This window comes from uncultured Methylobacterium sp. (assembly GCF_964244095.1).
In the GTDB taxonomy this organism is placed as follows: Bacteria; Pseudomonadota; Alphaproteobacteria; order Rhizobiales; family Beijerinckiaceae; genus Methylobacterium.
This window is the reverse complement of record NZ_CAXTHR010000114.1, coordinates 1-13,394: the sequence shown is the minus strand read 5'-3', so window position 1 is coordinate 13,394 and position 13,394 is coordinate 1. Positions and strand designations below refer to the sequence as shown.

General features: G+C 72.1%; 13 protein-coding genes and 1 tRNA gene. 9 read left to right on the top strand and 5 right to left on the bottom strand.

The features are described from left to right. On the top strand, nt 1–1,506 hold a 1,506-nt coding region (gene cobT / locus ACFE86_RS16480; protein WP_375456411.1), incomplete at its 5' end, for a cobaltochelatase subunit CobT. A 17-nt stretch (nt 1,507–1,523) separates the two neighbouring features. On the opposite strand, the gene ACFE86_RS16475 is transcribed toward cobT, so the two are convergent. Next, nucleotides 1,524–2,279, bottom strand: coding sequence for a TraX family protein (locus tag ACFE86_RS16475; protein WP_375456410.1), 756 nt, complete (start codon nt 2,277–2,279; stop codon nt 1,524–1,526). A gap of 43 nt (nt 2,280–2,322) precedes the next feature. Continuing rightward, complete coding sequence (gene rpmB, locus ACFE86_RS16470; protein WP_375456409.1) at nt 2,323–2,634, bottom strand: 50S ribosomal protein L28; 312 nt, start codon at nt 2,632–2,634, stop codon at nt 2,323–2,325. A 324-nt stretch (nt 2,635–2,958) separates the two neighbouring features. Between rpmB and ACFE86_RS16465 the strand changes: the two genes are divergently transcribed. The 7 genes from ACFE86_RS16465 (at nt 2,959) to ACFE86_RS16435 (ending at nt 9,219) form a co-directional block, all read left to right on the top strand. Further along, on the top strand, nt 2,959–3,822 hold the full coding sequence (locus ACFE86_RS16465; protein WP_375456408.1) for a DUF3108 domain-containing protein: 864 nt from the start codon (nt 2,959–2,961) through the stop codon (nt 3,820–3,822). Between the two features lie 2 nt (nt 3,823–3,824). Then, on the top strand, nt 3,825–4,148 hold the full coding sequence (locus ACFE86_RS16460; protein WP_375456407.1) for a hypothetical protein: 324 nt from the start codon (nt 3,825–3,827) through the stop codon (nt 4,146–4,148). Between the two features lie 156 nt (nt 4,149–4,304). Continuing rightward, entirely contained in the window at nt 4,305–7,619 is a 3,315-nt protein-coding gene (locus tag ACFE86_RS16455; RefSeq protein ID WP_375456406.1) for a helicase-related protein, read from the top strand. A gap of 16 nt (nt 7,620–7,635) precedes the next feature. Next, nucleotides 7,636–7,944, top strand: coding sequence for an RNA-binding S4 domain-containing protein (locus tag ACFE86_RS16450; protein ID WP_375456405.1), 309 nt, complete (start codon nt 7,636–7,638; stop codon nt 7,942–7,944). Nucleotides 7,945–8,151: 207 nt separating this feature from the next. After that, nucleotides 8,152–8,490: a ferredoxin FdxA gene (fdxA, locus tag ACFE86_RS16445; RefSeq protein WP_375456404.1), complete on the top strand. Its 339-nt coding sequence runs from the start codon at nt 8,152–8,154 to the stop codon at nt 8,488–8,490. Between the two features lie 314 nt (nt 8,491–8,804). Next, nucleotides 8,805–8,881, top strand: a tRNA-Pro gene (locus ACFE86_RS16440). Nucleotides 8,882–8,907: 26 nt separating this feature from the next. After that, on the top strand, nt 8,908–9,219 hold the full coding sequence (locus tag ACFE86_RS16435) for an ETC complex I subunit (RefSeq protein ID WP_375456403.1): 312 nt from the start codon (nt 8,908–8,910) through the stop codon (nt 9,217–9,219). A gap of 50 nt (nt 9,220–9,269) precedes the next feature. Here ACFE86_RS16435 and ACFE86_RS16430 read toward each other — a convergent pair whose 3' ends face one another. From ACFE86_RS16430 to ACFE86_RS16420, 3 genes are read right to left on the bottom strand one after another with little or no spacing between them, the layout of a single operon-like run. Further along, nucleotides 9,270–9,734, bottom strand: coding sequence for a nucleoside deaminase (locus ACFE86_RS16430; RefSeq protein WP_375456402.1), 465 nt, complete (start codon nt 9,732–9,734; stop codon nt 9,270–9,272). Nucleotides 9,735–9,790: 56 nt separating this feature from the next. Next, nucleotides 9,791–10,858 (bottom strand): spore photoproduct lyase family protein, encoded by a 1,068-nt coding sequence (locus ACFE86_RS16425; protein WP_375456401.1) that lies wholly within the window; start codon nt 10,856–10,858, stop codon nt 9,791–9,793. Nucleotides 10,859–10,908: 50 nt separating this feature from the next. Next, entirely contained in the window at nt 10,909–11,631 is a 723-nt protein-coding gene (locus tag ACFE86_RS16420; RefSeq protein WP_375456400.1) for an SHOCT domain-containing protein, read from the bottom strand. A 286-nt stretch (nt 11,632–11,917) separates the two neighbouring features. Between ACFE86_RS16420 and glgX the strand changes: the two genes are divergently transcribed. After that, nucleotides 11,918–13,394, top strand: a 1,477-nt coding sequence (gene glgX / locus ACFE86_RS16415) for a glycogen debranching protein GlgX (protein ID WP_375456399.1), incomplete at its 3' end; no start/stop codon positions are given.

Below are 13,394 nucleotides of genomic sequence, written 5' to 3'. Positions count from 1 at the left end.
CGCGGCGGCAAGTACGAGACCATCACCGACCGGGCCGACGCGCCGATGGAGGACGCGGTCGCCCTGATGGTGCGCGAGCGCCTCACCGGCCAGGCGCCGCCCGCGGCGGCGCGGCGCATCGTCGAGCTGTGGCGCCCGCATATCGAGGACAAGGCGGGCCGGAACCTCGACGGGTTGATCGGCTCGATCGAGGACCAGCGCGGCTTCGCCCGCTCGGTGCGTGACCTGCTCTCGTCGCTCGACCTGGCCGACGAGTCGCCGTTCGACCCGGAGGACGACGAGAACGACGACGAGAACGACGCCCAGGACGACGAGCAGACCCCGAGCGAGGGCGAGGCCGAGGAGCAGAGCCAGGGCGACCGGGCCGAGACCGAGAGCTCGGAGGACGCCTCCGACGACATCGAGGAGGGCGCGCAGGAAGCCGCCGACGCGCCGTCCGGCGAACTTCCGGACGAGGCCGAGAACGCCGAATCGGAGGACGCCTCGGAATCGTGGCGCCCGCCGCAGCGGCCGGCCAACGAGCCGCGCGGGCCTGATTACCGAGTCTTCAACGGGAAGTTCGACGAGGTCGTCCACGCCGAGGACCTGTGCGATGCCGACGAACTCGCGCGCCTGCGCAGCTACCTCGACAAGCAGCTCTCGCATCTCCAGGGCGTCGTCGGGCAGCTGGCCAACCGCCTCCAGCGCCGGCTGCTCGCGCAGCAGAACCGCGCCTGGGACTTCGACCTGGAAGAGGGCCAGATCGACCCGGCACGCCTCGTGCGCGTGGTCACAGACCCGTTCCAGCCGCTCTCGTTCAAGCAGGAGAAGGACACCAACTTCCGCGACACCGTCGTGACGCTGCTTCTCGACAACTCGGGCTCGATGCGCGGGCGGCCGATCACGGTGGCGGCGACCTGCGCCGACATCCTCGCGCGCACGCTGGAGCGCTGCGGCGTGAAGGTCGAGATCCTCGGCTTCACCACCCGCGCCTGGAAGGGCGGCCAGTCGCGCGAGGCGTGGCTCGCCGCCGGCAAGCCGAACGCGCCGGGGCGCTTGAACGACCTGCGCCACATCGTCTACAAGAGCGCCGACGCGCCCTGGCGCCGGGCGCGGAAGAACCTCGGGCTGATGATGCGCGAGGGCCTGCTCAAGGAGAACATCGACGGCGAGGCCCTCGACTGGGCGCACAAGCGCCTGCTCGGCCGGCCCGAGCAGCGCAAGATCATGATGGTGATCTCGGACGGCGCGCCGGTCGACGATTCGACCCTGTCGGTCAACGCCGGCAACTACCTGGAGCGGCACCTGCGCTGGATGATCGAGGAGATCGAACTGCGCTCGCCGGTGGAGTTGCTCGCCATCGGCATCGGCCACGACGTGACGCGCTACTACCGCCGGGCCGTGACGATCATCGACGCCGAGGAGCTGGGCGGCGCGATGACGGAAAAGCTCGCCGAGCTGTTCGAGGAGGACGGCGCCGGAGGGTCCCGTGCTTCGATGCGCGCCGCGGGCGGCCGACGGCGCTGAGCGGACGCATCGCCCGCTCAGCCCAGCGCCCGCAGGGCGACCAGCACGGCGAGATGCCCCGGGTAGAACGCCTGGAGCGCGTAGGGCGGGAGGAAGCGCCGCCTTCCCCGCAGGCCGCTTGCCGCCAGCGCCGCGAGCGGCACGCACACGAGGATCGTGCCCGCATCTGTCAGCGCCGACACCCACGCCGTCTCGCCACGGGGGTGCCAGCCGTGCCAGTTCAGGCCGACGACCACCGCCGCGAGCCAGGGGACGTAGACGGGGGGATCTCGCAGGGTCAGCAGCAGCGCCGGGGGGAGCAGGATGCCGGCGAGGCCGAAATCCACCGCGGTCCTGGCGAGGTTCGGAGCCGCGACCACCACGGTCAGCCCGGCGGCGAAGGTCAGGTGCCGGAGCATCGCCCCTGCACGGTCGAGGAAGGCCGCGAGCGCCGCACCCGTCGCCAGGGTGAACAGGATGCTGCCCTCGGTGGTGCCGTAGGGGAAGGCGGCGGCGTAGACGGCCTGCGTCGGCACCGCGAGCACGAGCAGCGCCAGCCCGTAGCGGCCGGGATCGGCGCCGCGGGCGAGGTGCAGCGCCAGCACGAGGCAGAACAGCGGGAAGGCGATGCGTCCGAGCCGCCACAGCACGACCGCGTGGCCGTCGAGCAGGATGGTGTCGACGTGGTCGCCGACCATCAGCAACGCGGCGGCGCACTTGATCGCGTCCAGCGGCGCGCCGGCGAAGACCGCCGGATCGCGAGCCGTGAGAAAACCGCCCGCACGAGGGTCCATGCAGCGGTTCACGGTCCGGGGTCGCCCGAGGGCGACCGGCAGGTCAGGCGGCGACGGCTTCCGGGGCCACCGTCTCGCCGAGCTTCTTGTGGATCTCGCGCTTGAGCAGCTTGGCCGTCTGCGACAGCTCGATCTCGCGGGCCTTCACGAGGAAGGCGTCGAGGCCGCCGCGGTGCTCGACCGAGCGCAGGGCGTGGGCGGTGACGCGCAGGCGCACGCGACGGTTGAGCGCGTCGGAGATCAGCGTGACGTTGCAGAGGTTCGGCAGGAACCGGCACTTCGTCTTGTGGTTCGAGTGGCTCACGAGGTGGCCGACCTGAACGGCCTTGCCGGTGAGTTCGCAGCGGCGTGCCATGATCTGAATCCCGTGTCGTGCGATTGTCGGTCCGGTGCCTGGAGCGCGGCGGCCGTCACGGCGCACGCCACGGTCGGCGCCTGAGCGCGGTTCCAGGTCCGAAAGAGTCCTGTTGAAGGCCGGGGTTCTAGGCGAGAGCCGCCCGATCCGTCAAGGTGGAGACGCAGCCTGTGTGCCCGATCCGCGACGGACGGGGGCCCAACGGTCTGTTAACCCTGTTCCCGGGATAACGGCTGACAGTGCCGCCGGCGTCCGACCGGTGCCCGCGGGCGCGTTTCGAGGATCAAGATCCGGACCATGGGCGCCACCTCGGACACTCGCACGATGCCGCGTCTGCGCGCCGGCCTGATCGCGGCGGCGATCCTCGCCGCCGCCCCGGCCGACGCCCGGCCGCGCGCGGCCGGGCAGGCGGCGCCTGCCGCGATCACCGTCGATTACGGCATCGCGCTGGCCGGCCTGCCGATCGGCACGGCGCATCTTTCCGGGACGTTCGAGGGGACGAAGTACCGCGTCGACGTCTCCGCGACGCTGACCGGCCTCGTAGGCGCGATCACCGGCGGCCAGGGCTCGGCCCGCTCCTCGGGCACGATCGCCGCGGGACCGCAGCCCGGCGCCTTCTCGATCGCGACGCGGACGGCGCAGTCCGGCATCGCGGTGCGGATGGCGCTCGCCCACGGCAACGTCACCCAGGCCGAGGTGACGCCGCCGCTCGTCGACATGGACGACCGCGTGCCGATCACGCCCGCGAACAAGCGCGGCATCATGGACCCGGCGAGCGCGCTGCTGATGCCGGCCCACGCCGCGGGCGAACTCACCGACCCGGCCAACTGCAACCGCACGCTGCCGGTCTTCGACGGCGCGACCCGCTTCGACGTGGTGCTGAGCTACGGCGAGACCCGGGCCGTGGAGAAGCCGGGCTATGCCGGCCCGGTGCTGGTCTGCAATGCCCGCTATCAGGCGATCGCCGGCCACCGGCCGGACCGGCCGGGGGTGCGCTTCATGGAGGAGAACCGCGACATGTCGGTCTGGCTCGCGCCGGTCGAGGGGACGCGGATGCTCGTGCCGATCCGGATTTCGGTGCGTACCACCATCGGCACCAACATCATCGAGGCGACGCGCTGGGTGCGCAGCGCCGCCGCCGCCGCGACGCCGGCCATGCAAGGCGGCGTCGCGAGCCTCGGCCGCTGACGATGCGCCGGCCGGCGTCCCTGGCGGTCCTGCTCGCCGTCGCCGCGCTCCCGGCCGCGGCCGGGCCGCTGGAATCGGGCGGCGGCTGCGGCGGGAACGCCTATTCCTCGGCCACGGTGACCGAGGGGCGCGGCCCCCGGCGCGGGCCGCTCACCGCGGTGCCGGACACCCTCTGCGCCGACATCGAGACCGCGCCGCCGCAGGTGCGGATCGACCTCTACGGCACGCCCGCCCGCGACGGATCGGCGTCCGGCCTTGGCGGCGGGGCGCGCCGAGCACCATATGGGCTGCCGGCCCGGCGCGGAGGCGCATCGTCGTCCGACTGACGGCGCGCCTGCACGGCGGCCTCGCGACGCGCGGCTCTCTGCCGAAGGGCACGGCTTCCTCGCCGAAGGGCACGGCTTCCTATTGAAGGGATTGTCCCGATCCTCCACCAGCGCCGCTCCCTTCCTCCGTCCGCCCGCGCGCGCGGCGTCACGGCGGTGCTCGGGCCGACCAACACCGGCAAGACGCACCTGGCCATCGAGCGGATGCTGGCGCACCCCACGGGGATGATCGGCCTGCCGCTGCGGCTGCTCGCCCGCGAGGTCTACCTGCGCGTCGTCGCCCGCGTCGGCATCGACAAGGTCGCGCTGGTCACCGGCGAGGAGAAGATCAAGCCGGACCGGCCGCGCTACTGGATCGCCACGATCGAGGCGATGCCGCGCGACCTCGACGTGGCGTTCGTGGCCATCGACGAGATCCAGCTCGCCGCCGACATGGACCGCGGCCACGTCTTCACCGACCGGCTGCTGAACCAGCGCGGCCGCGAGGAGACCCTGCTGATCGGCTCCTCCACCATCCTGCCGCTGGTGCAGGCGCTGATCCCCAACGTCCACACCACGACGCGCCCGCGCCTGTCGAAGCTGACGTTTGCCGGCGAGAAGAAGCTCGGGCGGATGCCGCGGCGCACCGCGATCGTCGCGTTCTCGGCCGAAGAGGTCTACGCCATCGCCGAGCTGATACGGCGCCAGCGCGGCGGCGCGGCGGTGGTGCTCGGCGCGCTCTCGCCGCGCACCCGCAACGCCCAGGTCGAACTGTACCAGTCGGGCGACGTCGACTACCTCGTGGCTACCGACGCCGTCGGGATGGGCCTCAACCTCGACGTCGATCACGTCGCCTTCGCCGCGACCTGGAAGTACGACGGCACCCGCTTCCGCAAGCTGACGCCGGCCGAACTCGGCCAGATCGCGGGCCGCGCCGGCCGCCACCTCGCGGACGGCACCTTCGGCTCGACGGGGCGCTGCCGCCCGTTCGAGCCCGAGATGGTCGAGCGCCTGGAGAGCCACGACTTCGACCCGTTGCGCATCCTGCAATGGCGCAATTCCGACCTCGCCTTCGGCTCCCTGGAGGATCTCCAGCAGAGCCTCGACGAGCACCCGCGCGAACAGGGCCTCACCCGCGCGCCGATGGGCGAGGACCAGCAGGCGCTCGAGATCCTGATGAAGGAGGACGACATCCGGGACCTGTCGCGGAGCCAAGCCGCGGTCAGGCGCCTCTGGGACGTCTGCGGCGTGCCGGATTACCGCAAGGTCCACCCGCAGGTTCACGCCGACCTCGTGGCCGAGCTGTACCGCTTCCTGATGCGGGGCATGGCCGGGCGCATCCCCGACACGTGGTTTGCCGAGCAGGTGGCGATGATCGACCGCACCGACGGCGACATCGAGACCCTGTCCCGGCGGATTGCGCACGGGCGCACCTGGACCTTCGTCGCCAACCGGCCGGACTGGCTGCGCGACCCGGCACATTGGCAGGGCGAGACGCGTCGGGTAGAGGACAGGCTGTCCGACGCCCTGCACGAACGCCTCGCGAGCCGCTTCGTCGATCGGCGCACCAGCGTCCTGATGCGGCGCCTGAGAGAGAACACGATGCTGGAAGCCCAGATCACCCCCGACGGGGACGTCACCGTCGAGGGTCAACATGTCGGTCATCTGCACGGCTTCCTGTTCGTGCCCGACGCCAGCGCCGAAGGCCACGAGGCCAAGACGCTGCGCAGCGCCGCCGAGAAGGGCCTGGCCGGCGAGATCGACGCCCGCGCCGAACGCTTCGCCTCGGCCGCCGACGCCGCGCTGGTGCTCAGCCACGAGGGCGTGATCCGCTGGACCGGCGCGCCGGTGGCCAAGCTCGCCCCCGGCGACAAGGTCTTTTCGCCCCAGATCCGCCTGCTCGCCGACGACGCCCTGGCGGGCCCGCATCGCGAAAAGGTTGCGGCGCGGCTCGACGCGTGGCTGAAGGCGCATGTCGCGCGCCTGCTCGGGCCGCTGGCGGAGATCGAGACCGCTGCCGACCTCACGGGACTCGCCAAGGGCATCGGCTTCCAGGTCGCGGAGGCGCTGGGCGTGCTGGAGCGCGCCCGCGTCGCGCAGGAGATGCGCACCCTCGATCAGGACGGCCGCGGGGCACTGCGCCGCCACGGCGTGCGCTTCGGCGCCTACCACCTGTTCCTGCCGGCCCTGCTGAAGCCGGCGCCGCGCACGCTGGCCGCCCAGCTCTGGGCGCTCCAGAACGGCGGTCTGGAGCAGCGCGGGCTCGACGAGATCGCGCACCTGGCCGGCTCCGGCCGCACCTCGATCAAGGTTGATCCCGAGATCGCCAAGGGGCTCTATCGCGCAGCCGGATTCCGCGTCTGCGGCGGCCGGGCGGTGCGCGTCGACATCCTGGAGCGGCTGGCCGACCTGATCCGGCCGGCGGTCGCCTACCGGCCGGGCACCACCCCCGGCGCGCCGCCGCCGGGCGCCGCCGACCGCGACGGCTTCGTGGCCACCGTCGGCATGACCTCGCTGGTCGGCTGCTCGGGCGAGGACTTCGCCTCGATCCTGACCTCGCTCGGCTACGCCGTCGAGACCCGGCCCGGCCCCGCCATCACCGTGCCGCTGCTGCCGGCGGCGGCGACCGTGCCGGTGCAGCCGGTGGCGCCCGCGACGGACGCCGCGACAGAGCCCGCGGAGGAGGCTTCGGACGCGGAGGCGGTCCCCGCCGAGGAGGACACCCCGGAGGCCGGCGCCGCCGACGCCCCAGTCGAGGCCGCGCACGATCCGGCTTCGGACCCGGCCGTCGAGCCCGCCATCGCGCAGGCGGCCATGGTCGAGGAGGAGCCGGCCGCCGCGTCCGTCTCGACCGAGGCCGCCGCCGAACCCGCGGAAGCTGCCCCGGAGCCGGCGGACAACGTGCCTGCCGCGGTGTCCGCGGCCGAGCCGGAGCCGGTCGCCGGGCAATCTGCTGCGGGCGATGCGGTGCCCGCCGAGGCCGCGGCCGAACTGCTGGCCGACGCCGTCTCCGATGCGGCGCCGGCCGAGCCCGCGACCGTCGAGGTCTGGACCCTCCAGCGCCACCAGCGCCAAGCCAGCCCGCGCCAGAACCGCCCGCGCGGCGCCGGCCGCGGCCGCGACGGCGCGCCCGGTGCGCCGCAGGGCGAGGCACGGCGCGAAGGCGAGCCGCGCCGCGACGGAGGCCGGGACCGGCCGCCGCGTCCGCAGGCCGCCGAGGGCCGCGACCGGCCGCCGCGCCAGGATCGGCCGGAAGGTGGTCGGCCCGAAGATAGCCGGCCAGAAGGCGCTCGCCGCCACGAGGGCGGGCCGCGCCGCGAGCGTTTCGAGCCGGGTGCCCGCCCGGACCGCCGCGACGAGTCGCGGCAGGGCGCGCCGCGCCCGGACGCCCGGCCCCCGCGGCGCGAGCGCGCGCCCGATCCGGATTCGCCCTTCGCCAAGCTCGCCGCCCTGAAGGCGCAGCTCGAATCGGGCGAGAGCGGCAAGCGGTGAGCACCCGCCGTTCGGGATGAGGGACTTGCGGCAGCGGCTGGACAAGTGGCTGTGGTTCGCGCGGCTGGCCAAGACCCGGTCGCTCGCCGCCCGCCTCGTCGAGGACGGGTATGTGCGCGTCAACGGGCTGCGGGTCACCGTGCCCGCCAAGGGCCTCGCGGTCGGCGACGTGGTGACGGTCGCGGCCGCCCACGTCACCGCGATCCTGCGCGTCGCGGAACTGGGCGAGCGCCGCGGGCCGGCGCCCGAGGCGCGCCGGCTCTACGTCGACCTCGCCGCCGGGAGCGGCGCGGCGGAGGACGGGCCGTCCCCGCAATCCTCGTAGGCAGGCCACAGTCCCGCAGTGCACGCCCGCTGCGGCGTGGGCGCGCTTGTCAGCCTTCGTGGCAGCGGCTAGAGCCGTTGCCATCCAGGGGCCGTCGAACGGCCCCGTCGACACGCAAGCCGAGCGCGATCCGCCAGCCCGCGGAACCGTTCGAGCCCCCGGCGGCCGCGGATGCGGCCTGCGCGGATCGAGGACGAAAATCGCGCCATGACCTACGTCGTCACCGACAACTGCATCAAGTGCAAGTACATGGACTGCGTGGAAGTCTGCCCGGTGGACTGCTTCTACGAGGGCGAGAACATGCTCGTCATCCATCCCGACGAGTGCATCGATTGCGGCGTGTGCGAGCCGGAATGCCCGGCCGAGGCGATCAAGCCCGACACCGAGCCGAACCTCGAAACCTGGCTCAAGGTCAACGCCGACTACGCCAGGGACTGGCCGAACATCACCCAGAAGAAGGACGCGCCCTCCGACGCCAAGACGTGGGACGGCGTGGCCGGGAAGTTCGAGGCGCATTTCTCCGCCCAGCCCGGCACCGGCGATTGACCGTCGGCAAAGGCCGGTCGGGCCTCCGCGTGCGGGCCCGGTCTTACCGGTTCCGTGCGCGCAGGGCGATCGCTTGAAAGCGATCGCCCTGGTTTATCGTTGCCTCAAGCGCCGGCGGCCGCCTCCGCGGCCTTGGCTTGCGCTCCGCTCGACGCCCGAGAGGACATCCGTCCTCTCGGGCCCGCTCCGCGGGGCGCTCTTCGCGCCCGGAAAGCGACACGATCGCTCTTCGAGCGATCGCCCTGCCGGGCGCGGTCGATCGGGTTGCGCCGGACCGGGCAAGACGCTAGAGCCGTGTGGCCATCGCGGGCCGTCGGGGTGTAGCGCAGTCTGGTAGCGCACCTGGTTTGGGACCAGGGGGTCGTAGGTTCGAATCCTATCGCCCCGACCATCGCGTTCCGGAGCCGTATCCCGAGCATGTCGAGCGCACGCATTTTCCAGCCGTCCAAGGACGCCTCGCAGTCCGGTCTCGCCCGGACCAAGGTGTGGCACCTCGAATTCGACCAGACCGCCCCGCGGGAGACCGACCCGTTGATGGGCTGGGTCGGCTCCTCCGACATGCTCCAGCAGGTGCGCCTGAAGTTCGAGACGCTGGAGGAGGCGGTGGCCTACGCCAGGAAGGCCGGCATCGCCTACCGCATCGAGGAGCCGCAGAAGCCGGTGCTGCGCAAGGGGCTGTCCTATTCCGACAACTTCAAGTTCAACCGCACCGGCCCCTGGACGCACTGAGCCGGGGCCCGTTGCACAGTGCTCGTCCTTGGCTCACCGCGGTCCTTGGCTCACTGCGCGTCCTTGCGCGCCTTCCAGGCGGCGTAGGGTCCGGCCGCGTCTGGAACGTCGAGGTGGGAAAGCCGCATCGGCTGCTGGTCGAGCGGCCGGCACAATTCGGCATAGATCCCGGCATCCAGCAGCCCGAAGCCGGCCGCCGTCTCGGCGGCGTTGGCGAAGTACCCCTCGCGGATGCCGGAGAGCCGCATCGCGGCGTGGCACATCGGGCAGGGCCGGCCGCTGGCGTACATCACCGCTCCGGACAGGTCGCGGCTGCCGAGGCGGGCGCTCGCCGCGCGGAGCGCCGCCATCTCGGCATGGTCCGTGGGGTCGTTGGTGAGGTGGACGTTGTTGGCGCAGCGCGCGAGCACCTCGTCCCCGCGCACCAGCACCGCGCCGTAGGGCGTACCGCCGTCGCGGACGTTGGCGGCGGCGAGCGCCACCGCCTCGCTCAGGTATCTCCGGTGCCCGTTCATTCGCATCCCTCGCCGCCGCCTGCGTTTCGGGCGAACGCACGGACGGGCGGACCGGTTCAGAACGCGTAGCGCACGGTGCAGTACGGCATGGTCTCGGCGAGCAGCGCCGTGAAACGGGCAAGCCAGCGGCCCTTCCAGCCGGCGCGGTAGCGGACGTTCGTGCCGCCGCCCTGCGAGACCTTCGCCTCCTGGATGTCGGGCCGCCACAGCAGGTCCTCGGCGCGCGGGTGCCAGCCGAGGTTGACCGCGTGCAGGCCCGCGTTGTGCGTCAGCAGGATGATCTCGCACTTGAGCTGCGCCTTGGCCGCCGCCGAGAGCGTCCCATCGATCTCGGCAAACAGCGCGCGCCAGTCCGCCTCCCAGCCCTCGTAGAGGATCACGGGGGAGAAGTTGAGGTGGACCTCGTAGCCGGCGGCGACGAAATCGTCGATCGCCGCGATCCGCTCGGGGATCGGCGCGGTGCGCACGTCGACGATCTTCGCGATCCGCGCCGGCATCAGCGAGAAGCGCAGGCGGGTCTTTCCCTGCGGGTCGTAGGCGAGCAGGTCGCGGTTGACCGCCTTCGTCGCGAACGAGCCCTTGGCGTTCGGCAGGCTCCGGAACAGGGCCACGAGGTCGCGGACGTTGCCGCAGATCGCGGCATCGACCGAGAGGTCGCCGTTCTCGCCGATGTCGTAGACCCAGTGCTCGGGATCGATCGTGTCGGGCTCCGGCAGCGGGCCCTGCCCGCCTGCGTGCCGTGCGATCGCGGCGCAGACCGCCTCCACGTTCACGAACAGCGAGATCGGGTTGGAAAACCCCTTGCGCCGCGGCACGTAGCAGTAGGCGCAGGCCATCGCACAGCCGTTCGAGGTCGAGGGCGCGATGAAGTGGGCGCTGCGCCCGTTCGGCCGCAGGGCGAGCCCCTTCTTCACGCCGAGCACCAGTGTCGAGCGTTTGATCCGGACCCAGTCCTCGACCGAGCCCGCGTTGCCGTGGAGGTCCGGGATGTTCCAGTGCGAGGCCACCGGGATGCGCCGCGCCTCGGGAAACCGGGACAGGATCTCGCGACCGCGCAGAAAATCGGCCGCCGCCGGCTCGTGGTAGATCGTCGTGACGTCGAGGAGGTCGCGGGTCAGGGCCATGCGGGGTCCGGCGGCGCGCCCGGCCGCTGCCAGGATATGGCGCGGGTCGGTCAGATCCGCGAGAGCAACTCGGCCTTCTTGTCGGCGAACTCGCGCTCGGTGAGCACGCCGCGGCGGTGAAGCTCGGCCAGCCGCTCGATCGTCGCGATGACGTCGCCCCGCGCCGCGGCCGGGTCGGTCTCGGAGGCGGGCGTCGCCGTCCCGCCCGCCGGCGCGTCCGCGTCGAGGCGCTTCAGCGTGTCGAGGGCGACGCTACCCTGCGGCCCGGTGAAGCGCAGGTCGCCGTTGGCCTGCGACACGCCGGAGATGTGGTGCCCACCGGTGTCGTAGAGCGCGACGCCGGTGCCGGACTCGATCGCCAGCCGGCGGGTCTCGGGGAAGTAGGCGTAGCGCAGGCCGTTCTGCGCGCCGGCGCTCGACGGGCTGCCGAGGCCCGCCGGCCACCACGCGCCGCCGCCGCGCACACCCGCGGTCCCGCCGGCCCCGCTCCAGCCGGCGGCGGGCAGCGAGCCGGCGAGATCCGCGCAGAGGCCGGCGACGCGCGCCTTCAGCTCGGCGTCGAACATCCGCCCGACCATGACCATGCCGCCGGAGAACCACTGGCCCATGCCGCCGAGTTCGGGATGGTCGAACTGCGCCATAGTGCCGTGGCCGGCCTCCAGCGCCCGCATCAGGTGGCGCACCGCGTCGAGGCTGACGCCGTGGCGCTCGGCCACGATCTGAAGGCCGGAGGCGTGGTCGGGGGCCTCGTCGTTCGTTCCCTTCTCGGTCATCAGGCTCCTCCGGGGACGCGCCGCGCGGATCGGCCTCGGCCCGGCGGCGGCGCACTATGGCGCGTCGCGGGGGATCGCGGAAGAACCCCGACCGCGCAAAAACGCAACCGGCGGAACGCTTTCCTCGCCCCGTCCCGCATCCGCGCAATCGTCGTCGCTGCAGCGCAAAAATTTTCCGCACGGCGGAGCTTCGTCCGGGCCGGCACGTTCACAATCCGGCCCCGGTGCCCCGCTGCCGGGCGTCCGGCGGCGGTTCTTGGATGCGGCCCCGGCCGACGGAGTGATCATGGCCGACCATAACCGATACGCAGCCTCCACCCGCCCCGTCCGCTCGCGCATCCAGGAGGGGCAGCCCTATCCCCGCGGCGCCACCTGGGACGGGCTCGGCGTCAACTTCGCGCTCTTCTCCGCCCGCGCCACCAAGGTCGAGGTCTGCCTGTTCGACGACGCCGGGGAGAAGGAGATCGAGCGGATCGCGCTGCCCGAATACACCGACGAGGTCTGGCACGGCTACCTGCCGGACGCGCGCCCCGGCACCATCTACGGCTACCGCGTGCACGGGCCCTACGAGCCGGAGGCGGGCCACCGCTTCAACCCGAACAAGCTCCTGATCGACCCCTATGCCAAGGGCCTCGTCGGCTCCATCACCTGGAACCCGGCCCTGTTCGGCTACAAGATGGAGACCGGCGACGACCTCACCTTCGACGAGCGCGACAGCGCCCCCTACACCCGCCGCTGCCAAGTGATCGACCCGGCCTTCACCTGGGGCCGCGACGTCAAGCCGAAGGTGCCGTGGGACAAGACGATCATCTACGAGGCCCACGTGAAGGGCCTGACCAAGCTGCATCCGCGGGTGACCGAGAAGCTCAGGGGCACCTATGCCGGCCTCGGCACGCCGGACGTGCTCGACTACATCAAGAGCCTCGGCGTCACCGCGGTCGAGCTGCTGCCGGTCCACGCCTTCGTGCAGGACGACTACCTGCAGGAGAAGAATCTCGTCAATTACTGGGGCTACAACACGATCTCGTTCTTCACGCCGGCCCGGCGCTACGCGGCGGTGCCGGACTTCGCCTTCTCCGAGTTCAAGGAGATGGTCGCCCGCCTGCACGGAGCCGGCCTCGAGGTGATCCTCGACGTGGTCTACAACCACACGGCGGAAGGCAACGAGAAGGGGCCGACGCTCTCGTTCAAGGGGATCGACAACGCCTCCTACTACCGGCTGCTGCCGGGACAGGAGCGGTACTACATCAACGACACCGGCACCGGGAACACCCTCAACCTGTCGCATCCGCGCGTGCTGCAACTCGTCATGGACTCGTTGCGCTACTGGGCGACCGAGATGCGCGTCGACGGCTTCCGCTTCGACCTCGCCACCATCCTCGGCCGCGAGCCGCACGGCTTCGACGAGGGCGGCGGCTTCCTCGACGCCTGCCGGCAGGACCCGGTGCTCAACGACGTCAAGCTCATCGCCGAGCCGTGGGATTGCGGCCCGGGCGGCTATCAGGTCGGCGGCTTCCCGCCCGGCTGGGCCGAGTGGAACGACCGCTTCCGCGACGACGTGCGCGGGTTCTGGAAGGGCGACGAGGGCCTGCTGCCGGATCTGGCCAACCGCATCACGGGCTCGGCCGACAAGTTCGACAAGCGCGGGCGCAAGCCCTGGGCGTCGGTGAACTTCCTCACCGCGCATGACGGCTTCACCCTGCACGATACGGTCGCCTACAACGACAAGCACAACGAGGCCAACGGCGAGGGCAACCGCGACG

What these genes read in the sequence shown, in the direction of transcription:
- rpmB (WP_375456409.1), bottom strand. Translation starts at nt 2,634, where the DNA reads ATGGCACGCCGCTGCGAACTCACCGGCAAGGCCGTTCAGGTCGGCCAC.
- ACFE86_RS16430 (WP_375456402.1), bottom strand. Translation starts at nt 9,734, where the DNA reads ATGAACGGGCACCGGAGATACCTGAGCGAGGCGGTGGCGCTCGCCGCC.
- ACFE86_RS16425 (WP_375456401.1), bottom strand. Translation starts at nt 10,858, where the DNA reads ATGGCCCTGACCCGCGACCTCCTCGACGTCACGACGATCTACCACGAG.
- ACFE86_RS16435 (WP_375456403.1), top strand. Translation starts at nt 8,908, where the DNA reads ATGTCGAGCGCACGCATTTTCCAGCCGTCCAAGGACGCCTCGCAGTCC.
- ACFE86_RS16475 (WP_375456410.1), bottom strand. Translation starts at nt 2,279, where the DNA reads ATGGACCCTCGTGCGGGCGGTTTTCTCACGGCTCGCGATCCGGCGGTC.
- fdxA (WP_375456404.1), top strand. Translation starts at nt 8,152, where the DNA reads ATGACCTACGTCGTCACCGACAACTGCATCAAGTGCAAGTACATGGAC.
- ACFE86_RS16420 (WP_375456400.1), bottom strand. Translation starts at nt 11,631, where the DNA reads ATGACCGAGAAGGGAACGAACGACGAGGCCCCCGACCACGCCTCCGGC.
- ACFE86_RS16465 (WP_375456408.1), top strand. Translation starts at nt 2,959, where the DNA reads ATGCCGCGTCTGCGCGCCGGCCTGATCGCGGCGGCGATCCTCGCCGCC.
- ACFE86_RS16450 (WP_375456405.1), top strand. Translation starts at nt 7,636, where the DNA reads ATGAGGGACTTGCGGCAGCGGCTGGACAAGTGGCTGTGGTTCGCGCGG.
- ACFE86_RS16460 (WP_375456407.1), top strand. Translation starts at nt 3,825, where the DNA reads ATGCGCCGGCCGGCGTCCCTGGCGGTCCTGCTCGCCGTCGCCGCGCTC.